The following is a 21,627-nucleotide window of genomic DNA, read 5'->3' on the forward strand; positions in this document are numbered from 1 at the left end:
TCCCGTTGGGTAAGCTTCTGTTTTCCTGACTTGTTTCGTGTCGCATGTGCTGCAATCCTCTCCCTCGGAGGAGACAGTGCATGTGGACCAACTGGGCCGGAAACCAGCGCACGGATACGCCAATAGCGCGCCCGACGTCGATTGCTGAACTGCAAAATGAGATCGCGCGACCCCAAAGCCTGCGGGTCTTGGGTGCGGGGCATTCCTTTACGCCAATCGTAGCCGGTGGTGACCGGATCGTGGACTTGTCTGATTTGGATCTGCCAACGCTTGGCGATGCCCGGCAGGATCGGGTGTGGGTCAACGCCAATGCGCGGTTGCGGGATCTGTCACCGGCGCTGGCGGACAAAGGACTGGCATTTCGAAACCTTGGGGACATCAACACCCAATCGCTGGCGGGTGCGGCGTCGACTGCGACGCATGGGACCGGGCGGGACTTGCCGTGCCTTGCGGCAGAAATCACTGCAGCCCGGATGATCGGAGCAAGAGGAGATGTCCTGACCACGGATGATATCCCGCTTGAGATGGTACAGGTCAGTTTGGGGATGCTAGGCGTTCTGACCGAAGCGCAGATTTCGGTCGTGCCAAAGTACAACTTACGTCGGCAGGTCCAGCTTGCCTCGGTCAAGGATAGTCTGGCCACGATGCACCAGAAATGGGCAGAGAACCGGAATTTCGAATTCTTCTGCATCCCGTTTACCGGAAAGACTGTCGAACTTCGTCATGCCATCACAGATGCAGCCGAAAGCAAAGCACCGCGCGATTTGGATATGATCGCTGTAAAGGTACTGAAACTTGCGCGCAGCGCGGGGCGGATCAGCGAAGGGTTGCGCAGTGCGATGCTCAAGCTACTGACGCTTGCGCAGTCGGACGAGGATTATATCGGCGAAAGCTGGCGGGTTTTGTGTAGCGACCGGCATATTCGTTTCAAGGAAATGGAATACCATCTGCCGCCAGATGTGGCTGGGGATGTTCTGCAAGAGGTTCTGACGCGCCTACATCGCGACCATAAGGACATCTATTTTCCGATCGAAGTGCGCCAGACTGCTGGAGACACGGCCTGTCTGTCTCCGTTCCAGGGTGGGCCGCGCATTTCCATCGCTATTCACACCGACGCAGACGAGGATCATAAGCGGTATTTCGAAGCCATTGAGCCGCTATTTGTCGAAGCAGGGGGCCGCCCTCATTGGGGCAAGATACACAACCTGGCTTACAAAGACCTGTCCTTAATGTATCCGGATTTTGACCAGTTTTGTGCCTTGCGCGAACAGCTCGATCCACAGGGTAAATTTATGACGCCCACGCTTGTTCGGTTGTTTCGACCATGAATGCAGCAGCCCTGAAAGCTCTGTCAGATGTTCTGCGATCACACGGGGTCGACAAGCCCGTCGTCGTAGTGGACTTAGACTTGTTGGACGCCAATTGTGTTGTCGCCGACAGGGTTGCTGATGTTGGACTGGCCCGCAGGCTGGTCGCCAAGTCTCTGCCCTGTCTGCCTTTGTTGGATTTCATTCGCGAGCGCATATCGACCTCTGGCCTGATGACGTTTTCCGAACCGATGTTGCAGGCGCTTTTGACGGCCGAGCCCGATACGGACCATCTGATTGGAAAGCCCTTGCCTGTCAGTTCTGCTGCAAGGCTTCTGTCCACCAATCCCGATGCGGCAAGGCGCGTTCAATGGTTGATCGACACTCCAGCTCGGCTTGGGGAATATCTGGCGTTGGCTTCAAATCGCCAGACGTCACTGCGTTTGTCTTTGGAACTGGATATCGGCCTGCACCGTGGCGGGCTAAATTCTCAGAATGTCGCAGAACTTGCCCAACAAATAATGGCGCACCCTTACGGGCAGATTGCCGGGGTGATGGGGTACGAGGCGCATTTGGCGAAAATGCCGGGCGTTTTGCGCAACCGCGCGGCGCGGGCCAGCGCAGATGCGTTCAACACAGCCGTCGCCGCTTTGCCGCATGACGAAGATGAGTTGTGTCTGAACACAGGTGGCAGCCTGACCTTTCAATCCTACCTTGCCGAGGGGTCCGCGAATGAGGTCGCATTCGGCTCGGTCCTGGTAAAGCCCGGCGATTTTGACCACGCCACGACGCAGGCGTTTGCACCAGCCGCGTTCATTGCGACACCAGTTCTTAAAGCAATGCCGGGTAACGCATTGCCGGGTCTGGAGTTTTTGCCGCGACAAAAAACGGATATAGCGATCTTTGGCGGCCACTTCCTTGCCCAGCCGGTATTCCCAGCAGGGTTTGGCTACTCAGCGGTCTTTGGCCGTTCAAGCAATCAGGAAGTGTGGACTGGCCCGCGAACGGCAGACGTGTCGCCGGGCGACATCGCCTTGCTGCGCCCTGCTCAAAGCGAGGCTGTACTGAATCAGTTCGGCACCATGCTTGCCATCCGAGGCGGGCAGGTGGTTGGTGAATGGCCATGCCTGCCCAACTAGGCGTCGGTTAATCTGCAAACAGGGCTTCGGCGGCACGGCGCGCCTCGGGGTCGCGCTTGATCTCTTGGTTGTAAGGAAGCTCGGCCAGTTCGGGCACCGACTGACGCAGGATCGCCGCGTTTAGCTCTCCGTTCCGGCGCAGGGCAGGAGTAATGCCCATACTGCGCGAGATCAGATATCTGTCATTGAACGGATTGAGCGTAAAGTGACGCGGCATCCCGTTCAGCCCGGCACCCATTGTGTTTGGAAGGATGTTCTCAAGAAATGATAGGTCAAACGCGTAGCGGTGCGTTTCCGGTGGCAGTGTGTCAAGCCAAGTCATCACCTCACGTTGCCAATAGACAGCGGGTGGAATGCCTTCAGGCGCCCTTAAGCGCAGGCGCCGCACCAGATGTGGAAATCGAAACGCATCCTGCCCTTTCCACTGATTTGCACGGTTCATGTCCATGACATTTCCACGCATAGAAATCTCGGCATCAGGCAGGAATTCGTGTGCCGCCAGTTCACGATACCCCATAGTCGACGTATGTCCGCCCGTACGAAGCCCGAACAGCTTTTCCTCGAGGCTCAGTTCATCCGACGGGCCGTGTTCTTCAGCCAGCTTCATGCCATCAATCCGTTCGGGCTCAAAACCAAGCTTCTGTCCAATTTTCTGGGCAAGCAGACAATCCAGCGATGACAGATAGTTAATCCGGTGCGTATAAAACGCACTGACATGTCCAAGGTGGTCCTTGGCTGACGCGACCAGTGCCCGGCTGTCATACCCACCTGTAATCGGAATGGCGGACCGGAAAGATCGCGCAAGCGCGCCGACCGTAGTCCCAAGACGTGTCACAATATCAGATGCAACGGCGTCAATGTCCGCATCCGCAGTAAATGGCCCGTCCGATCGGGGCCAATGGCGATATTGCTGATACCGGTCGAGGGTCAGCGAATGATTTGGTCGGGCCAGCCGAAGGTCGCGGTCTGCAGTGAAGCCTAAAGAAAAGTTAGTTGCCCCCGACATGACATCCTCGGCCCGGATATAGCGTCCGGGTGCGATGGGCCGGTCCAGCGCCATGAAAGGTGATGAGCCTATGAGGCCCGTCTTGGGGTCATAGAAACAGGACAATTCCAGTGTGGGATCGAAATATAGCCTTTGTTCGCGCCCGAGCCTGCTGAATATGACAAAGCGCCCTGCCAGATTTTCAAGCCAGTCATCCAGGTCGCGCCATGTCGAACTGGCACCAAGATCGACATGTGTACCGTCCTCTATGACCGTTCCGGTGTCGACCGCGATCCCTAGAATCAACAGCTGTAGGTCGGCGTCGGCGCAATCGGGTTGCGCAACGTTTAGCCGAGGACTGTGATGAATTTTGAACGGGGCAAACTCAGCTGTATTCCAACCTTCTGGCGCTGCTACACTGTCCGATCTGACCGCGTATTGATGGGGAAAAACATCATCGAACGGAATGCCAATATCCTGCGCTTCACGTATTGCCTGTAGCATTTGCTCTCCACATCGGACTGATCCGCAAAGCCCTGACTTCGCTGGGTATCCTGTTGTTCGTTGTTTGCGATCAGATTAACCGGAGGCGATTTGCACTTCCAGTGGCAAGACCGCCGATCCGTCGCGCAGCGCCCCGCCGATGTCAACAATTTGCAACAGAGCCCCGCAATCGAAGGCCATAGCAATCGAAAGTGCTTGGATTGAGGGATCTGCATGTGATTGGAAAGTGGTGGGCGACCCTGGAATCGAACCAGGCGTGCGTCTCCGCGAGGGAGTTACAGTCCCCTGCCACACCTTGCGGCCTGTCGCCCACTGTCAGGCGTTGCACCTGACGTGGAGGCGTGATTACTAGCGCCTTGAAGAAGCGTCAACAGGAAAATTTGGCTTTGACGCAGGAAACCGAATTCCCGGCCCGGAGGCCCAAGAAATGAAGAAACCCAAGTGGGTCGTTGAAAAGGAACAGGCGCGCAAAGCTGCGGCGTCTGAAACCGTATGGCTGTTCGGTTTGCATGCCGTTCGGGATGCTTTGATGAACCCCAACAGGCAGAAACTGCGCCTTGTTGTGACGCGGAATGCCCAGGATAAACTGGCAGAAGCGATTGAATTTGCAGGGATCGAGGCCGAAATGGTCGATCCGCGCAAATTTACCGCTCCTATTGATCCGGGGTCGGTTCATCAGGGGGCCGCTCTTGAGGTCAAGCCGCTGGATTGGGGCGGGCTGGCTGAAAACTGCATTGGGCGTGAACATCCCAGGGTCATTCTGTTGGACCGTGTCACCGACCCGCACAATGTTGGGGCGATTCTTCGCTCGGCCGAAGTGCTTGGGGCCAGTGCCGTGATCGGTACGCGGCACCACTCGGCCCCAGAGACGGGCGCGCTGGCCAAAACCGCCAGCGGAGCGCTGGAGCGTCAGCCCTATCTGCGTGTGCGCAATCTGGCGGATGCGATCGTTGAATTGCAGAATATGGGATTCTTGGTGTTGGGCCTGGATGGCGAGGCGGAGGACACCATCGAAACCGCGCTGGGCGGCAAACTGGATCAACCTGTTGCGCTGGTTCTTGGGGCCGAAGGGCCGGGTCTGCGGCAAAAGACCAAGGAAACTGTCAATCAACTGGTGAAAATCGACGCATCCGGTGGGTTTGGTTCTCTGAACGTCTCAAATGCTGCCGCAATTGCCTTATATGCTTCAAGGCATTGATAGACAGGAGAGAGCCATTACCAGCCCGACCAAAATCGCCACCTGCTGTTATTGCGGAACGCGCGCTGCGTTGGTTCTGAAGGGGAAGCAACGCCACGAACTCAGCTGCTCTAGCTGCGGTGCCCCTTTGCATGACCTCAAGATGGTTCCCAAGCGCAAGCTGAGCAATGACAAGCCAAAGCGCGACAGCTACAAAACCGCCACCGCATACAAGTCCAAAAAGAAAAAGAAGAAAAAGGGGATTTTTGCGCGCGTCATTGATGAGGCCTGGGATGTGGTCGAGGATATCTTTGACTGACGCGGGATAAAGCGACACGGGTGTTCACAACCGCGTTAATAGGGGTGTTTCGCGCGACAAAAGATTGCATTTTGATACCCTGAATTTGTAATCCTGAGCATGTGATGCCAATCAAACGATTCATACTTGGCGCGATAGCCGCCGTTGCCCTTCTTCCTGCCGCTCATGCACAGGACATGCCCGTCTTCTATGAGGCGGACGGTGCCGTCATGGCCGGCTACGACCCTGTCTCATATTTTCTTGAGGAAACGCCGGTACGGGGTTTGCCAGAGTATTCTGTGATCTGGAAAGGGGCTGAATGGCATTTCGCCTCGGCCGAGAATCGCGATCTGTTTGAAAGCAATCCCCGCGCCTTTTCCCCTCAGTTCGGGGGCTACTGCGCCTATGCTATGGCGCAAGGTATTTTAAAAAGCACCGATCCGATGCTTTGGGACATGGTGGAAGGCCGGCTGTATCTGACCCACTCGCCTGAGATTGAGCAGCTCTGGCGCGGAGATCGTGCAGAATACATTCACATGGCCGAGAAAAACTGGCCTGTGGTGCTTTATCAAGACTAGGCGAATTTCCGCTTTCTTCGGCCTGTCATCACAAAAATGCGACGCCCCTCTTTTTTTCTCTGAACTTATGCCTAAATGTCACAGTGACCGCGGAACGGAACTGCCGCGGGTCATTTCACTGTCCCTCGTTCCAACAACTGGCGCTCAGGTTTGACCTGAGCGCTTTTTTCTTTGCTGCGCCAAGTCTAGGGTGGCCGCATGGCAAATTACACAGACCCATTCCTGAAAGACATCCTGCGTCGAACCAAGGTGATTGCCGTGGTGGGCGTTTCGATGAACCCGGTGCGGCCCAGCTATTATGTCGCCCGGTATCTTTCACTTAAGGGATACACAGTGATCCCGGTGAACCCGGGCCATGCCGGGAAGTTACTTTTTGGCCAGACCGTCCGCGCGTCACTGTCTGACATTACTCAGCCGGTGGATATGATTGACATCTTTCGCCGGTCTGAAGCCGTTCCGCCAATAGTCGACGAAGCCTTGTCTTCTTTTCCCGACCTGCGCACGATCTGGATGCAGATCGGCGTTGAACATCCCGAAGCCGCGGCCAAAGCAAAGGCGCGGGGCATAGACGTTGTAATGAATCGTTGCCCGAAGATCGAATATCAGCGTCTGTTTGGCGAGCTGCGCATGGGTGGATTCGCGACCGGAGTGATTTCTTCCCGGTTGTGAATGCTAGCCGCCGACATAGGGCAGCAAGTCCCCGTATTGTTCCTGGCGGCGCTTTTCCAGAACAACGCTGCGCGGCACCCATTCATACTTGGTGTCTTCCACCAAGGGCGACCAGAACAGAACACCGCCGTACCGCCATGGGTCCAGGACCACGCCGTCATACATCGTCTCACCCTTGCGGCTGATGATGGCCGTGCTGTGGTCGATTCTGAACTGGTTGTCCGCATTTGCTATCGCACGGTGCAATTCCAAGGTCTGGAAGTTCTCTTGCTTCAGCCGACGTTCGATATCCTCGGCCCAATGCCAGCACAGCCCACGCGGGCGTAGACCCTTGTTGACCTTGGCATTGTGGATCAGCGGAGGGTCGGTGATTTCGTACTCCTGAACCAGCTGCGCGGTATAGGAATAGGCGATGCGGGCCGCGCGATCGGCTTCTTCTGGGTCGATGTCGGGACCAAGGCTGCGGATTTCCGTTGCCAGTCTTTGAACTTCATCACCGGTCGTGCGCGGCGGGGCCGAACACGCGGTAATCATCACAAGCGAAAGCAAAGCCATTACACTGGCCAGAGCCTTGGTCATTCCCGCGTTCCTCGGTCGGTCCCACACTGATCCCTGACTATACAGGGCAGGGCGGCAGGACGGAACCCGCGCTTAGGTCTTTGGGCGCGATGCCTTTTCGGTGATGCCGCTTGTGCCCTGGCGGCGGGCCAACTCGGTCAATACGTCATCCAGCGCCACGTCCCGCGCGGCCAGCATGACCAGCAGGTGATAGAGGACATCCGCAGCCTCAGCGGTCAGCTTGTCTTTGTCACCCTTGACGGCTTCGATGATGGCCTCAACAGCCTCTTCCCCGAATTTCTCGGCACATTTCTCAGGCCCCTTAGCCAGTAGCTTTGCGGTCCAGCTGGAGTCCGGCTCGGCCCCCTTGCGGGCCTCAATCGTCGCGGCCAGATCGTGCAGGATGTTCATGTCAGCCTCATGGGGATGCCAGCCGCAGCCATGTGTTCCTTGGCCTCGCGGATGGTGTATTCGCCAAAGTGGAAGATGGAGGCCGCCAGTACGGCACTGGCCCCGCCCTCTGTCACACCTTCGACCAGATGATCCAGGTTGCCTACGCCGCCCGAGGCAATCACCGGCACGTCAACCGCGTCTGAGATCGCGCGGGTCAGGGGCAGATTGAACCCGGCTTTAGTGCCGTCGCGGTCCATCGAGGTCAACAGAATCTCGCCGGCCCCTTTGGCGACAACGGTTTTGGCGAACTCAACTGCGTCGATGCCGGTCGGTTTGCGACCCCCATGGGTGAAAATCTCCCATTTGCCCGGGCTGACGGTTTTGGCGTCGATGGCGCAGACAATACACTGGCTACCGAATTGATCCGCAGCTTCGGCGATGACATCCGGATTGGCGACAGCGGCCGAGTTGAAGCTGACCTTGTCGGCGCCAGCCAGCAGCAGCGCGCGAACGTCGTCTTTTGTACGGACGCCTCCACCGACGGTCAGCGGAACAAAACACTGTTCAGCTGTGCGTTGAACCACATCGAACATGGTGCCGCGGTTTTCGTGGGTGGCGTGAATGTCCAGAAAACAGATCTCATCCGCGCCTGCTGCGTCATAGGCTTTGGCCGACTCTACAGGATCGCCCGCGTCACGCAGACCAACGAAATTGACACCTTTGACAACACGGCCATCGGCGACATCCAGACAGGGAATGATACGAGTTTTCAGCATACCGGCGTCCTTTGTTGGCGCACCTGTATCGGCAAAACCCCGCCTTTTCCAGTGTCGTAAAGGCACCTTGCGGAAAACGGCGGGGTCAATTGAACCTTTGAAGCGGAATTTCTGCCGGTTGGAAGAAAATGTTGTCTCACATTAGTGCGTTTACTGCTTGTCTTTGAGCAATATGAGCGCGGACAGCAAGTTTGCCTTATCGTCCGTCCACGGCTCTCCCCCATCAGAAACCACGGGCTGCCATTTTCCATTTTGGACAAAACCGTCGACTCGTCCCTGATCTGGGCTGACAATCACCACTTGGGAATCCGATGCGCCTAGTTCGTTTGCGCCTGGTTCAATCCGATGGAACTGTTTGGCCGCGTGGAGACCAAGCTTGTCTGCAATGCGCGCAAGTGGGTCGACCAGATCGTAGTACCGGTTGCTGATGTGAAAGACCAATATCCCGTCATCAGCCAGTCGCTCTGTATACATCCGCACTGCTTCTTCAGTGATCAGATGCACAGGAATAGCATCAGAACTGTATGCGTCCAGGACGAGAATATCGAAGGAATAATCTGTGTGCGCCAGGACAATGCGTGCGTCACCAAGATGCGTTGGCGAATCTGGTGCGCATTCCGAGATGTAGGTGAAAAGGGATGGGTTGCGCGCCACTTGGTCAACCATGGCGTCGATTTCAAAGAATGCCCATTTCTGAGATGGAAGCTTGTAGCAGGACAGAGCACCAACTCCGAGGCCGACAATACCGATGCTGTCGGCTTCTTGTCCGAATTCAGACGTTATGACCTGAGCCATTGGCCCTTTGGGATAGTAGTAAGACTTCGGCGTAGGTTTTTGACCAATTTCTGATTCTAACTGCAAACCGTGCAGTGTGGTCCCGTTTTGATACATTCTGAGGCCCGCAATTGAGAAAACCCTGTGCGTTCCAAAGAAGCTTCGATCCTGAAGTAACGAGTCTTTTTGTGGCCAAAGTACCGGCAGCATAAGTGCCGCGATAATCGCTATGATACGCGCAGGTTGATTACGGAACAGGATCAGTGCACCCAACAGCATCGCGGTTGCGACAACCGCGCGCAAGGCTCCATCTCCAAGAGGGTTTATTCCATCGATCATGCCGAAGCACAAAAGGATCGGGTAGCTGATAATCAGGCCAAATGCCAGATTCCTGGGCGTAACTGCGCCTTTCCCGATCAAGAGCAACCCGCCAGCCAAAATAAGCGTCATTTGCGCCTCGACTTCTAGGGCAAATGCAAAAGGTGCAATAATGGAATTGAACAATCCGCCAAAAGCCCCGCCTATCGACAGTGCGATGTAGAACACTGTCAATTGCTCTGCCGGCGGTCTCATTTCATAAAGCAACCTATGTGCATACAAGGCGATTACAAATAGAATGGGAACGTACAACAAAAAGACGATGGGGTTTGTGTGATGGTCGATCAGGTTGGAAAGTAGGACGACACCAATCGCCAGTGCCAAAATCATCGGGATGTGTAAGGATTTGACACTAAGCCAATTCAGTTTCGCAAAGGCGAATATGAAGGAAAGAAGGTAGGTCGCAAGGGGCACAACCCAGATAAGCGGGATTGAACCCAGATCCGTACTGGCTTTCGTGGTAAAGGAAAGCATCAGGGATGAGGGTACGAAAGCGATCACAATCCAGGTTGCAATCTGCTTCATCTTTGGGGTGCTCTTCGCGACATCAGCTGCGATCGGCGCAAGGTCGCTGCTCGATCCGCGCAGCGCAATAAGGCCACTTACCGCCATCAACCCACCGAAAATGACAAATCCGACGGACCAAATTTTGCTGGTCGCACTGGCACCCAGAAGAGGGTCTGCCAGCAAAGGAAAAGCCAGAAGAGCCAGCAGTGATCCCACATTACTGGCGCTGTACAGGAAATAAGGGTCGTCTGCCGAAGGCCCGCCGGACCGTGAGTACCACGCCTGAAGCAATGGCGCATTCGCAGAAAGAACCGCAAATGGCAGACCGACACCCAGGGCAAACAATTTAAGGGTTTGCAGTGCGGTCGAGCTGGATGCGTCATAGCTCCAGCTCTCGTTTATTGAAAGGGGCAGGTACGTCAGCGCAGCCGTCCAAAGTACCAGATGAGTCACAAGCTGCCAGCGCAGAGGTATCCATTTCGTCAGCACATGGGCGTAAATGTAGCCCAAGATTAAAACCATCTGGAAGAACAGCATCGCGGTCGTCCAAACCGCAGGAGCGCCACCGATTTGCGGTAGGACCAGCTTGGCAAACAGGGGCTGGACAAAAAACAGAAGAGATGCGCTGACAAAAATTGTGACGCAAAAACTGAATATGATCGCAATTCTGAACCAAGAATTGTTCGAATATTCTGTGCTCGTAATACTCACGGTGGCAATCCCTGCTCGAGTTATTTTTCAAACTGCTACAGGCGAAATAAGACCAAGTTTGGGCCAAGCTTGGTAAAATATCTGTCAGAATGGGCTATTGTTCTCAAATGCGGGACGGTCTGCGCAGGTTGCTAAGCTGTGAGATTCGGGTGCGCGGCAAGGCCACGCCGATGCCGGAGATGTGATTGCAAGTTCGCGAAAAGCTGAGACAATTTGGATGAAATTTACAAAAGGAAACCCGATATGCGAAATCTGATACTGGCAACAATTTTGACTTTTGGAGGGGCGATGTCTGCCATGGCTGACGACATCATCAAGGTAAATTCGAACAAATCGGTGCAAGAGGCGATGGACGCCCTGGAAGCTGCCGTTGGTAACGCGGGCGCGACCGTCTTTGCCCGCGTCGATCACGCAGCGGGTGCGGAAAAGGTTGGCTTAACCATTCCCGCCAATCAGGTTCTGATCTTTGGCAACCCGGCACTGGGTACACCCGCGATGCAGATTGATCCACGTGCCGGGCTTTTCCTGCCGCTCAAAGTGCAGGCATACGAAGACGAGACCGGGCAGGTCTGGCTGGCCTATGAGGACCCGAAAGAGACGATGGATGAGCTAGACGAAGTCGAGAAATCACCTGTCATCGAAAAGATGCGCGGTGCGCTTGCCAAGCTGACTTCGGTTGCGGCCGAGTGATCAGCTTAAGGCGCGAATGGCCTCGGAAAGGTCAATCGCGCCATCGTAAAGCGCCCGGCCCGAGATCGCGCCGTCCAATGCCACGCCACAATCACGCAGGGCGATCAGATCATCCAGCGAACTGACCCCACCCGAGGCGATGACCGGGATTGAAACCGCGCGGGCCAAATCTGCCGTAGCCCGGATGTTCGGCCCCTGCATCGCCCCGTCGCGATTAATGTCTGTATAGATGATGGCCGCAACGCCTGCGTCCTCGAAACTGCGGGCCAGATCGGTGATCTTCACGTTGGTCTCTTCGGCCCAGCCCTTAGTGGCCACCATGCCGTCGCGCGCATCGATGCCGACAGCAACTTTGCCCGGAAACTCCTTGGCAGCTTCACGCACCAGATCGGGGTTTTCGACCGCCACGGTGCCCAGAATCACGCGCGCCAGACCTTTGTCGATCCATGTCTCGATCGTGGACATGTCGCGAATGCCACCGCCCAACTGCGCGGGCACGTTGCATTCTCTCAGGATCGCTTCAACCGGGGCGGCGTTGACCGGTTCACCTGCGAAAGCGCCGTTCAGATCGACGAGGTGCAGCCATTCACAGCCTGCCTCGACAAAAGCCCGTGCCTGCGCTGCAGGGTCGTCGTTGAACACGGTTGCCTTATCCATTTCACCACGCAACAGGCGCACGGCCTGTCCGTCTTTGAGGTCGATGGCGGGGTAGAGGATCATGTCAGGCGGCCCTATATCTGATTTGTTCGCGCGGGATATCGCACATGCGGGGCAGGGGATGCAACGCGACGCCAAGTCAATCTTGCCGGAATTGCCCAGCCGGGCCAGACTGAGCAGAAATAAGGGAGGAAATCATGAAAACATTCACACTTGCAGCCGGGTTTGCGGTATTGGCCAGCGCTGCTTTTGCAGCCGATCCGGTTGACGGACTTTGGAAAACCCAACCAGGTGATACTGGCGGCTATCTTCACGTTTCGATTTCGGAATGCGGCAGCGCGATTTGTGGCACCATCGACACCGCCTTTGACAAAGACGGTAATGAGCAGCTGGCGTATGAAAACCTCGGCAAGCAGATCATCTGGGATATGGTGCCCGATGGCGGCGGCAGCTATAGCGGCGGCAAGATCTGGGCCCCGGACCGGGACAAGACCTACAGCTCGAAAATGACGCTGGACAGCCAGAACAAGCTGACCGTCAAAGGCTGTGCTGTAGGCGGTCTCGTGTGTCGCGGGCAGGACTGGACGCGGGTTCAGTAACCGCTCAGGGCGTCCAGGTCAGGAAGTTCCCGATCATCCGCAGGCCCACATCCTGACTTTTCTCAGGGTGAAACTGCATCCCAACCATTGTGTCGCGGCCGATCACGGCCGTGACCTCCTGCCCATAATCCACAAAGGCCAGACGCTGCGCCGGATCGGTGACACGGAAATGGTAGGAGTGCACGAAATAGGCGTGATCGCCTGATTGCACCCCGGCAAAGACCGGGTGCTCGCTTTCCAGAACCAGATCGTTCCAGCCCATATGCGGTACTTTCAGCGCACTATCTGACGGCTCGATCCGCACCACATCACCTGCAACCCAGCCAAGACCGTCGGTCTCGCGATATTCGTGACCCTTGGAGGCCATCAATTGCATGCCGACGCAGATGCCCAGAAAGGGGCGGCCTTTCTGTTCGACGGCCTCGACCATCGCGTCGTAGATGCCTTTGTGCCCGCGCAGCTCATTCGCGCAGGCGGGAAAAGCGCCGTCACCGGGTAGAACCAGCCGGTCCGCACGGGCAACCACCTCCGCGTCCGAGGTTACGACAACCTCACCCGCGTCCATCTCGCGCGCCATGCGCTGAAACGCCTTTTCCGCCGAGTGCAGATTGCCACTTTCGTAGTCGATAATGGCCGTCAGCATCTACAACGCGCCCTTCGTGGACGGAATCGCGTCCGCCTTGCGTGGATCGGTTTCGACCGCCAAACGCAATGCACGCGCGACGGCCTTAAACGCGGCCTCGGCAATGTGGTGGCTATTGAACCCGTGTAACTGGTCGATGTGCAGCGTGATGCCGCCATGGGTGCTGAGCGCCTGAAAGAACTCGCGCACCAGTTCGGTGTCGAACGTGCCGATCTTGGGGGTCGGCAGGTTCACGTTCCAGATCAGAAACGGGCGCGCGGACAGGTCCAGAGCGCAGCGTACTTGCGCGTCATCCATGGGCAGGTGGCACTCGCCGTAACGACGGATGCCCTTCTTGTCGCCCAACGCCTGCGTCAGCGCCTGACCCAGCGCGATGCCGGTATCCTCAACCGTGTGGTGGTCGTCGATGTGGTAATCGCCCTTGGCGCGGATCGTAATGTCGATCAGCGAATGGCGCGCAAGTTGGTCCAGCATGTGATCGAAGAACCCGACACCGGTTTGGTTGTCATAGGTGCCGGTTCCGTCAAGATTGACCTCGACCGAAATCTCGGTCTCGGCGGTTTGACGGCTGATCTTTGCGCTGCGCATGGGCGAATTCCTTTTGCTACAGGCGCGCTTATAGACGGGGATTGGTCGGCTTATCCAGACCAAGCGTTGCATTCACTGCAATCTGTTGCAGGGGATTGCGCCCGGTGACGTGCCATGCCAGCCTGCCGGAAACTCAACCAACAGGTCCAAATCATGTCCACCTGCGTTTTCATTCAGATCCGCTGCACACCCGGCACCACCTATAAGGTCGCCGAAGAGATCGCGCTGCGCGAGATTCACTCCGAGCTTTACTCCACCAGCGGCGAATATGACCTGCTACTTAAGCTCTACATCCCCGAATCCGACGATGTCGGTCATTTCATCAATGAAAACCTGTTGGTGATCCCAAATATTGAGCGGTCTTTGACCACCATGACCTTCAAGGCGTTCTGAGTCAGACCGAAGCGTTGGACACCGAACCTTGCGGCGCGGTACATGCCAAAATCGCGCCATTGCGCGCCTGCTGATCAGTTGTTCCTGCCCGGAGCAACTGATGCACACCGAACAATACCATCAGCGGAATGCCAAGCGAGACCAGATAGTTTTCTCCGGCCAATTGCGACCAAACCACACCGATTGCGCAGACAATCAGCAAAACGGCAGAGTGTGTGTTTCTCTGTTTCGCGCCGTTGGTCTGATAGTTCAAGAACCCGTTCGTTCTGAACAAGGTCAAAACGACACCCGTTAAGAATACACTCATAAGAACGAGTGTCGCGATGTTCCCGGTCAAAATCGTCGCCGTGTCGCGATAGCCAAGCAAGATCAGGCATTCGATCAGTGGCGTGATAGCCACCATGAAGAGATTGATACCAAGTAAAATGGGCTGTGGACGCAGCGTTTTCCTGACATAGGTAACGCAAACCGAGGCGGCCAGAACCGTGCCGATCCACCCGGCCAACCGCATATCATCCGTGGCCCGAAACAAAAGCATGAAAACCACGCCCGGCAGATTCTCAAACATCTCAAGCAGCAACCGCTTTTGGGTTTCGCTGGGCATTCTATAGATTTCCTTTTTGTAAATGCGCTTTTGGAATGTCGAGTGTGGGGTAAATTTACCCCAGTTCGAATGTTGTGATGCCGTAAATCCGGTCCAGATCAATATTTGGTGCGTGGCTGGAATACATGCGACCTGTTTCGAAGACTTTGGTCAAACCCAACTGTTGCGCCATTGCCATAGCATGCGCGTTGGGGTTGGGCATGTCGATGAAGACCTCCGCATCCATCTGATCGGAGGGAAGTGTGGCCAGCAGCGACACCAAAAGGGCCTCTGCGCTCTCAGGATTGTTCGCAAACAGGGGGCCGACCTTGTACCCGCTCAAACACCGCCGCAGGGTTGCATAGCCCTTGATCTGACCATCTTCTTCGAACACGCGAGAGACGTGGCTGGGCGCACTGAGCCAGGCGTGAAGGAACGTGTCGCGCGGGGCAGGGAACAAGCCCCGGTCGTACGATTTCAGCTCATCCGTCAGGGCGCTGAGGGGCGTGATCTGATCGTGAAGGGACCGGCCTAACTGGTCTAGAATTTCACCAACTGTGCCCGAGAAGCGATAATTGTCATAGGCCAGCTCGAACCCGAATTTTCGATAATTGTCCTGCTGTTCGACAACACCGTCCATGCCCATGTTCCGGTGCTGGCAATGCGCCTTGACCGCCTCGGCAACCTGCAGCCCATATCCCGATCCGCGATACTCGGGCCGGACGATATAAAAGCCTAAAAACGAGTAGTTATCGTCATAATTCACAGCAGAGGCCGATGCGATCATCTGCCCATCCAGGAACCCGCCCTTAAACCCTTCGGGGTCGGAACCCCGAAAGCAGACCGCGTCGTGTAGCCCCGGGTTCCAGCCTTCCTGGCCGGCCCAATCGACGGCCGTTTGAACTTCGTCTTCAGTCAAAGCGCGAATAACGTATTCTGGCATCAGCGCACCTCTGTTGTGATTGCGTGCCATTCGAGAATGCCGCAACACCAGACAAAGAACCAGCATGTTCAGAGAGGGTTGTATCTGGAGCGGGCGAGGCGATTCGAACGCCCGACCCTAACCTTGGCAAGGTTATGCTCTACCCCTGAGCTACGCCCGCATCAGATACATATTTTCGACCTTTCGGTCTCTCAATGGAGCGGGCGAGGCGATTCGAACGCCCGACCCTAACCTTGGCAAGGTTATGCTCTACCCCTGAGCTACGCCCGCGCCGTTGAGTGAGGAGGGGTGTATTAATTCCCACGCATGGCTTCAAGCGGAAAAAACAAAAAAGAGGAAAATTCTTTGCGACGGAAACGCGCCCCTTAACCGTTCAAGAACCAGAGCATCCAAGAACAAGAACGGTGGAGGTGACGAAAATGACGTATTCTAAGGATCTGAAGATGGCGGCCCTGGCGGCGATGATTTTGCTGGCCACAGCGGTGTCTGGCAAAGGCGAGAATCGAATGGGCGATGTCGAATCAATTTTTACGGAATCCCCTCGAATCGAAACGCAGGTTTTGGCGGGGTAATCTCCGCCATCCCGTTCACAGCGCCATCAAAAGGCTGGCTATCGCCGCAACCACAATCACGGCAAAGGTCAGCAACATGCCGATCTGGCGCAGAATGACAATCTGCGGTTTGCGGCCGAACCCATAGGCATGCAGCACGCGCCCGGCCAGAATGCCAAGGCCCAATAGATTGACCAGCCAGCCACCGGCGCCCTGCAGCTCGACCATGGCGATTAGTAACAGGGCAAACGGTGCATATTCGGCAAAGTTGGAATGCGTGCGCATCACTTTGAGCATGTCGGTGTTGCCACCATCGCCGTAAGAAATCTTGTCGCCGCGGCGCTGCAGGATGACCCGCACACTGAGCGCGACATAGAGAAGTGCCAGCAATGCGGCATAGACTGGGGTGATGGACAGCATGGTCTGCTCCTTTCAGGATCAAAAAAGGGCCGCCCGGTTCCCCGAACGGCCCTTGTTCCCGAAAAGGTTAGGTCGTTTATTCCAGTTCGACCAGTAGGTCCTTTGCGTCAATCTGGCTGCCCGGCTGAACGTGCACGGCCTTGACCGTCGCATCGCGCTCGGCGTGGATGCCGGTTTCCATCTTCATCGCTTCGATGGTCAGCAGCATGTCGCCTTCCTTGACCTCCTGGCCCGCGGTCACGGCAACGGTGGCCACCACGCCGGGCATCGGCGCGCCGATGTGGTTGGGGTTGCCCGCCTCGGCTTTGGGACGGGACTGCGTGGTTGAGGTCACCAGACGGTTTGGAACCCGGATCACGCGCGGTTGGCCGTTGAGCTCAAAGAACACTTTGACCTCGCCCTTTTCATCGGTCTCACCGATGGCCTGACAGCGGATTTCCAGCGTTTTGCCGGGGTCTATCTCAGCCGTGATCTCTTCGCCCGGTTCCATGCCATAGAAGAAGGTGCGCGTGGGAAGTGTGCGTACAGGTCCGTAAGCCCGGTGACGCCCCATGTAGTCAAGGAACACTTTGGGATACATCAGATAGCCGTTCAGATCCTCATCATCGACTTCCTTGCCCTCAAGCTGTTTGGACAAGTCCGCCCGGGTCGCCTCCAAGTCGACTGCTGGGACGTCTTTGCCGGGGCGATCGGTGTTGGGGGCTTCATCCTTGAGCACCTTCTTGACGATAGTGTCGGGGAAACCGCCCGGAGGTTGACCCAGATTGCCGCGCATCATGTCGACCACCGAGTCAGGGAAGGCAACATCCGTATTCGGGTCTTCGACCTGTTCACGGGTCATGTTCTGGCTGACCATCATCAGCGCCATGTCACCGACCACCTTGGATGACGGTGTCACCTTCACGATGTCACCGAACATCCGGTTCACGTCAGCATACATCTGAGCGACCTCGTGCCAACGTTCTTCCAGCCCCAGCGAACGCGCCTGCGCCTTGAGGTTGGTGAACTGACCGCCGGGCATCTCGTGCAAGTAAACCTCAGAAGCCGGAGCCTGCAGACTGGATTCGAAGGCTGCATATTGGCCGCGAACCGCCTCGAAATAGTCGCTGATTTCACGGATCGCCTTGATGTCCAAGCCGGTATCGCGCTCAGTATGGCGCAGCGCTTCGACCACTGTGCCCAAAGTCGCCTGCGATGTGTTGCCACTAAAGCTGTCCATCGCGCAATCCACCGCGTCCACACCTGCCTCGGATGCGGCCAGGATGGTCGCGCTGGCGATGCCGGCTGTGTCGTGTGTGTGGAAGTGGATCGGTAGCCCCACCTCCTCCTTCAGTGCACGGATCAAGATGCGCGCCGAGGCTGGTTTCAATAGCCCCGCCATGTCCTTGAGGCCAAGTATATGAGCACCCGCATCGCGCAGTTCTTTCGCCATGCCGACATAGTATTTCAGGTCATACTTGGCGCGATCCGGGTCCAGAATGTCACCGGTGTAACAGACGGTGCCCTCACAGATTTTACCGTTCTCAACCACGGCGTCCATCGCGACGCGCATATTCTCAACCCAGTTCAACGAGTCGAACACACGGAACACATCGATGTTCTGCGATGCCTGACGTACGAACTCTTGCACAACGTTGTCAGGGTAATTGGTGTAGCCGACCCCGTTCGCACCGCGCAACAGCATCTGGGTCATCAGGTTCGGCATCGCTTCGCGGAGGTCGCGCAGACGCTGCCAAGGGCATTCTTGCAGGAACCGATAGGCCACGTCGAAAGTTGCACCGCCCCAGCATTCGACCGAGAACAACTGCGGCAGGTTAGCTGCATAGGTTGGCGCGACCTTGATCATGTCGATCGACCGCATCCGGGTCGCCAGCAAAGACTGGTGGCCGTCGCGCATGGTTGTGTCGGTGATCAGAAGCTGGCGCTGCGCCTTCATCCAATCAGCAACGGCTTGCGGGCCTTTTTGCTCCAGCAGGTTGCGTGCGCCCATCTGCGGTTCCGACTTCGGTGCCGGGGGCTTTGCGTCTTTCAGATCGGCGCGAGGTTCGGGGCGGTCCTTGGTCTCTGGGTGACCATTCACTGTGATGTCGGCGATATAGGTCAGAACCTTGGTACCCCGGTCGCGGCGGCGCTTAAAGGAGAACAAGTCCGGCGTCGTATCGATGAATTTGGTCGTATACTCGTTCGACAGGAAAGTCGGGTGCTTCAGCAGGTTGATGACAAAGTCGATATTGGTGCTGACGCCGCGAATGCGGAACTCGCGCAGGGCGCGGTCCATCCGGGCAATCGCCGCCTCGGGCGTCGGAGCCTTGGCGGTCACCTTGGTCAGCAGCGAGTCATAGTACCGCGTGATCACCCCGCCTGCATAAGCCGTACCACCGTCCAGACGGATGCCCATGCCGGTAGCCGAGCGATACGCAGTGATGCGGCCATAGTCGGGGATAAAGTTGTTTTGCGGATCTTCGGTAGTGATCCGGGTCTGCAGCGCGTGGCCGGTCAGATGCACGTCTGCCTGGCTGGCGGCACCCGTGGCTTCGGCTAGGGTTTTGCCCTCGGCGATCAGGATCTGAGCCTGAACGATGTCGATACCGGTGACTTCTTCAGTAACCGTGTGTTCGACTTGCACGCGCGGATTCACTTCGATGAAGTAGAACTTGCCGGTTTCCATATCCATCAGGAATTCAACTGTGCCTGCGCATTCATAATTTACATGCGCGCAGATTTTGCGGCCCAGCTCACAAATCTCGGCGCGTTGTTCTTCGCTTAAGTAAGGGGCAGGGGCGCGTTCGACAACTTTTTGGTTCCGGCGCTGGACCGAGCAGTCGCGTTCGTACAAGTGATAGATCTCACCATGCTTGTCGCCTAAGATCTGCACCTCGACATGGCGGGCGCGGATAATCATTTTTTCCAGATAGCCCTCGCCATTGCCGAACGCGGCTTCGGCCTCGCGACGGCCTTCCAGAACTTTCTCTTCCAGTTCATCTTGTGACAGGATCGGGCGCATGCCGCGTCCGCCGCCGCCCCAGGAGGCTTTGAGCATCAGAGGATAGCCGATTTCCTTCGCCTCGGCGCGGATCGCATCCATGTCATCGCCCAGCACCTCGGTCGCCGGAATCACCGGCACACCTGCCGCGATGGCCACGCGGCGTGCGCTGGCCTTGTCGCCCAGTGCACGCATGGTTTCGGCTTTGGGACCGATGAAGGTGATGCCGTTCTGAACGCAGGCATCAACAAAGTCCGGGTTCTCGGACAGCAAGCCATAGCCGGGGTGGATCGCATCTGCTCCGCACTCTTTAGCGACGCGGATGATCTCATCGATGCTCAGGTAGGCGGCAACAGGCCCCATGCCTTCGCCGATGCGATAGGCCTCATCCGCCTTGAAGCGATGCAAGCCCAGCTTGTCCTCTTCGGCAAAGACGGCAACGGTGCGTTTGCCCATCTCATTGGCGGCGCGCATCACGCGGATGGCAATTTCGCCGCGGTTGGCGATCAGGATCTTGTTGAAATCAGTCATGTCGGGTCCCGGTCCTACTTGTTTGGCCGTGTTGATAGGCGGACAATACGCGTACGTATATCAGTCGTTCTGGGTAGAACCGGCATGTTAACGCTCGCAAACGCCCCCTGTTAGCGCTATCTCTCTAATAGCGCTGCATCGCGGCATGAACAAGCGGTGTAGTGGGCGGAAGGTGATTCAGCGACTCGGCGCCCAATTGGCCCATGTTTGCGTGCATGTCCTGCCGCAAAATGTCGATGAGGTGGGGAGGGCCTTTGGCACCCAGGGCGGCGAGGGCATACATGAAGCCGCGCCCCATCATCACGAAATCGGCGCCAAGGGCCTTAGCACGCAATATGTCCAAACCACCTTCGACCCCACTGTCGAAGATCAGGGGCAAGTCCGTAGCCGCACGGATGGCGGGCAGGGCTTCGATGCTGGCCGGGGCACCATCAAATTGCCGACCGCCGTGATTCGAAAGCCAGAGAGCGTCCACTCCCGCTTGCTGCAACGGTTCGGCATCTTCAGGACGCTGGACGCCTTTCACGATCAGCGGGCCATCCCAGGCATTGCGCAGCCAGTGAACATAGTCCATATCCGGGGACGTCCGCAGCAGATACCCAACATGGGCCGTCGGCGGCAGGTTGCTGGAGTCGTCCGTATACTTGTCCAGTGTCCGCATCCGCGGGGGCCCGCTGCGCGCTATTCCAAGCGCCCATTCCGGCCGCATCGCGATCTGGGCCAGAAGGCGTGGCGTCAACCGCGGTGGATTGGTCAGACCCGAACGTGTTTGGCGCTCGCGCCGGGATGCAACCGGGACATCTGCCGTCATCACCAGCGTCGTAAAACCAGCGTTCCGAACCCGATCCAGCAAGTCCTTGCGAATGTCCGGATCCTTTGGCGGATAAAGCTGAAACCACGCGTTGTCACCCAGATGCGGCGCGACGTCCTCGGGGCTTTGGCAGGCAACGTTGGATAGGGTAAAGGGCAGACCGGCGCTTGCGGCAGCGCGGGCAAGATGAGCTTCGGCATCAGGCCAAATCAGGCCTGCCATACCGATCGGGGCAACGCCGAACGGTAATGGGTAGGTCTGACCCAGGAACTCGGTCGAAGTGTCAAATTCCAATGGTCCGTGCAGGATAGACGGCAGGAAACCGACGCGGTCCAATCCATCGCGATTGCGGCGCAGCGTGGCTTCAACCCCGGTTCCGCTGTCCAGATACTCCCAGACAAAGTGAGGTATCCTGCGCTGGGCGCGGTGTTTCAGATCGGCGATGCCGGGAAAGCGACTATGAAGGTCCATGGGGATTGAT

Annotated in this window: 23 protein-coding genes and 3 tRNA genes; 10 read left to right on the plus strand and 16 right to left on the minus strand. The window is 56.9% G+C overall.

All coding sequences use genetic code 11. The features are described from left to right. Nucleotides 1-80: 80 nt before the first annotated feature. Nucleotides 81-1,328: a D-arabinono-1,4-lactone oxidase gene (locus AC2FJF_RS07580; protein WP_496724337.1), complete on the plus strand. Its 1,248-nt coding sequence runs from the start codon at nt 81-83 to the stop codon at nt 1,326-1,328. Continuing rightward, on the plus strand, nt 1,325-2,446 hold the full coding sequence (locus AC2FJF_RS07585) for an alanine racemase (RefSeq protein ID WP_496724339.1): 1,122 nt from the start codon (nt 1,325-1,327) through the stop codon (nt 2,444-2,446). The genes AC2FJF_RS07580 and AC2FJF_RS07585 overlap by 4 nt, the downstream gene beginning before the upstream one ends. Before the next feature lie 7 nt (nt 2,447-2,453). Here AC2FJF_RS07585 and AC2FJF_RS07590 read toward each other — a convergent pair whose 3' ends face one another. Then, nucleotides 2,454-3,935, minus strand: coding sequence for a hypothetical protein (locus AC2FJF_RS07590; RefSeq protein WP_496724341.1), 1,482 nt, complete (start codon nt 3,933-3,935; stop codon nt 2,454-2,456). A gap of 227 nt (nt 3,936-4,162) precedes the next feature. Then, a tRNA-Tyr gene (locus AC2FJF_RS07595) sits at nt 4,163-4,246 on the minus strand. Between the two features lie 116 nt (nt 4,247-4,362). Here AC2FJF_RS07595 and rlmB point away from each other — a divergent pair. From rlmB to AC2FJF_RS07615, 4 genes are all read left to right on the plus strand, one after another. After that, a complete protein-coding gene (gene rlmB, locus AC2FJF_RS07600) occupies nt 4,363-5,133 on the plus strand; it encodes a 23S rRNA (guanosine(2251)-2'-O)-methyltransferase RlmB (protein WP_109313128.1) in 771 nt (256 codons plus the stop codon). Continuing rightward, the gene (locus AC2FJF_RS07605; protein WP_200833257.1) at nt 5,117-5,431 is read left to right on the plus strand and encodes a hypothetical protein; all 315 of its coding nucleotides are present in this window, start codon (nt 5,117-5,119) and stop codon (nt 5,429-5,431) included. The genes rlmB and AC2FJF_RS07605 overlap by 17 nt, the downstream gene beginning before the upstream one ends. Before the next feature lie 104 nt (nt 5,432-5,535). Next, nucleotides 5,536-5,988 (plus strand): YHS domain-containing (seleno)protein, encoded by a 453-nt coding sequence (locus tag AC2FJF_RS07610; protein WP_496724343.1) that lies wholly within the window; start codon nt 5,536-5,538, stop codon nt 5,986-5,988. A gap of 198 nt (nt 5,989-6,186) precedes the next feature. Further along, on the plus strand, nt 6,187-6,657 hold the full coding sequence (locus AC2FJF_RS07615; protein ID WP_496724345.1) for a CoA-binding protein: 471 nt from the start codon (nt 6,187-6,189) through the stop codon (nt 6,655-6,657). A gap of 3 nt (nt 6,658-6,660) precedes the next feature. On the opposite strand, the gene AC2FJF_RS07620 is transcribed toward AC2FJF_RS07615, so the two are convergent. The 4 genes from AC2FJF_RS07620 to AC2FJF_RS07635 all read right to left on the minus strand — a co-directional run bounded on the left by AC2FJF_RS07620 (nt 6,661) and on the right by AC2FJF_RS07635 (nt 10,580). Then, nucleotides 6,661-7,236 (minus strand): hypothetical protein, encoded by a 576-nt coding sequence (locus tag AC2FJF_RS07620; protein WP_496724347.1) that lies wholly within the window; start codon nt 7,234-7,236, stop codon nt 6,661-6,663. Between the two features lie 72 nt (nt 7,237-7,308). Beyond that, on the minus strand, nt 7,309-7,626 hold the full coding sequence (locus AC2FJF_RS07625; RefSeq protein WP_496724348.1) for a phosphoribosyl-ATP diphosphatase: 318 nt from the start codon (nt 7,624-7,626) through the stop codon (nt 7,309-7,311). Next, entirely contained in the window at nt 7,623-8,384 is a 762-nt protein-coding gene (gene hisF / locus AC2FJF_RS07630; protein ID WP_170383233.1) for an imidazole glycerol phosphate synthase subunit HisF, read from the minus strand. Before hisF ends, AC2FJF_RS07625 begins: the two co-directional genes overlap by 4 nt. A 150-nt stretch (nt 8,385-8,534) precedes the next feature. Then, nucleotides 8,535-10,580 (minus strand): spermidine synthase, encoded by a 2,046-nt coding sequence (locus AC2FJF_RS07635; protein WP_496724351.1) that lies wholly within the window; start codon nt 10,578-10,580, stop codon nt 8,535-8,537. Nucleotides 10,581-10,997: 417 nt separating this feature from the next. Between AC2FJF_RS07635 and AC2FJF_RS07640 the strand changes: the two genes are divergently transcribed. Then, nucleotides 10,998-11,444, plus strand: a complete 447-nt coding sequence (locus tag AC2FJF_RS07640; RefSeq protein ID WP_496724353.1) for a DUF302 domain-containing protein — start codon at nt 10,998-11,000, stop codon at nt 11,442-11,444. Here AC2FJF_RS07640 and hisA read toward each other — a convergent pair whose 3' ends face one another. Further along, on the minus strand, nt 11,445-12,164 hold the full coding sequence (gene hisA, locus AC2FJF_RS07645; protein WP_496724355.1) for a 1-(5-phosphoribosyl)-5-[(5-phosphoribosylamino)methylideneamino]imidazole-4-carboxamide isomerase: 720 nt from the start codon (nt 12,162-12,164) through the stop codon (nt 11,445-11,447). A gap of 134 nt (nt 12,165-12,298) precedes the next feature. Here hisA and AC2FJF_RS07650 point away from each other — a divergent pair, with 134 nt between their 5' ends. After that, on the plus strand, nt 12,299-12,700 hold the full coding sequence (locus tag AC2FJF_RS07650; protein ID WP_058274317.1) for a DUF2147 domain-containing protein: 402 nt from the start codon (nt 12,299-12,301) through the stop codon (nt 12,698-12,700). A gap of 4 nt (nt 12,701-12,704) precedes the next feature. Here AC2FJF_RS07650 and hisH read toward each other — a convergent pair whose 3' ends face one another. Beyond that, on the minus strand, nt 12,705-13,343 hold the full coding sequence (gene hisH, locus AC2FJF_RS07655) for an imidazole glycerol phosphate synthase subunit HisH (RefSeq protein WP_496724357.1): 639 nt from the start codon (nt 13,341-13,343) through the stop codon (nt 12,705-12,707). Beyond that, a complete protein-coding gene (gene hisB, locus AC2FJF_RS07660) occupies nt 13,344-13,931 on the minus strand; it encodes an imidazoleglycerol-phosphate dehydratase HisB (protein ID WP_496724359.1) in 588 nt (195 codons plus the stop codon). It abuts the gene before it with no gap. A 153-nt stretch (nt 13,932-14,084) separates the two neighbouring features. Here hisB and AC2FJF_RS07665 point away from each other — a divergent pair, with 153 nt between their 5' ends. Continuing rightward, complete coding sequence (locus AC2FJF_RS07665) at nt 14,085-14,324, plus strand: Lrp/AsnC family transcriptional regulator (RefSeq protein WP_496724361.1); 240 nt, start codon at nt 14,085-14,087, stop codon at nt 14,322-14,324. 1 nt (nt 14,325) lies between these two features. Here AC2FJF_RS07665 and AC2FJF_RS07670 read toward each other — a convergent pair whose 3' ends face one another. From AC2FJF_RS07670 to AC2FJF_RS07685, 4 genes are all read right to left on the minus strand, one after another. After that, a complete protein-coding gene (locus AC2FJF_RS07670) occupies nt 14,326-14,928 on the minus strand; it encodes a hypothetical protein (protein ID WP_496724363.1) in 603 nt (200 codons plus the stop codon). A 55-nt stretch (nt 14,929-14,983) separates the two neighbouring features. Further along, nucleotides 14,984-15,850 (minus strand): GNAT family N-acetyltransferase, encoded by an 867-nt coding sequence (locus tag AC2FJF_RS07675; RefSeq protein ID WP_496724365.1) that lies wholly within the window; start codon nt 15,848-15,850, stop codon nt 14,984-14,986. Between the two features lie 85 nt (nt 15,851-15,935). Continuing rightward, nucleotides 15,936-16,010 (minus strand) — tRNA-Gly (locus AC2FJF_RS07680). 35 nt (nt 16,011-16,045) lie between these two features. Then, nucleotides 16,046-16,120, minus strand: a tRNA-Gly gene (locus AC2FJF_RS07685). A 149-nt stretch (nt 16,121-16,269) separates the two neighbouring features. Here AC2FJF_RS07685 and AC2FJF_RS07690 point away from each other — a divergent pair. Next, nucleotides 16,270-16,422: a hypothetical protein gene (locus AC2FJF_RS07690; RefSeq protein ID WP_282168837.1), complete on the plus strand. Its 153-nt coding sequence runs from the start codon at nt 16,270-16,272 to the stop codon at nt 16,420-16,422. 15 nt (nt 16,423-16,437) lie between these two features. Here the strand turns inward: AC2FJF_RS07690 and AC2FJF_RS07695 are convergent, their stop codons facing one another. The 3 genes from AC2FJF_RS07695 to AC2FJF_RS07705 form a co-directional block, all read right to left on the minus strand. Beyond that, nucleotides 16,438-16,821, minus strand: a complete 384-nt coding sequence (locus AC2FJF_RS07695; RefSeq protein ID WP_496724367.1) for an MAPEG family protein — start codon at nt 16,819-16,821, stop codon at nt 16,438-16,440. A 76-nt stretch (nt 16,822-16,897) separates the two neighbouring features. Next, complete coding sequence (locus AC2FJF_RS07700) at nt 16,898-20,335, minus strand: pyruvate carboxylase (protein WP_496724369.1); 3,438 nt, start codon at nt 20,333-20,335, stop codon at nt 16,898-16,900. Between the two features lie 124 nt (nt 20,336-20,459). Further along, the gene (locus AC2FJF_RS07705; protein WP_496724371.1) at nt 20,460-21,617 is read right to left on the minus strand and encodes an alpha-hydroxy acid oxidase; all 1,158 of its coding nucleotides are present in this window, start codon (nt 21,615-21,617) and stop codon (nt 20,460-20,462) included. Between the last annotated feature and the right edge of the window lie 10 nt (nt 21,618-21,627).

This window comes from Ruegeria sp. CDSB013 (genome assembly GCF_059611165.1).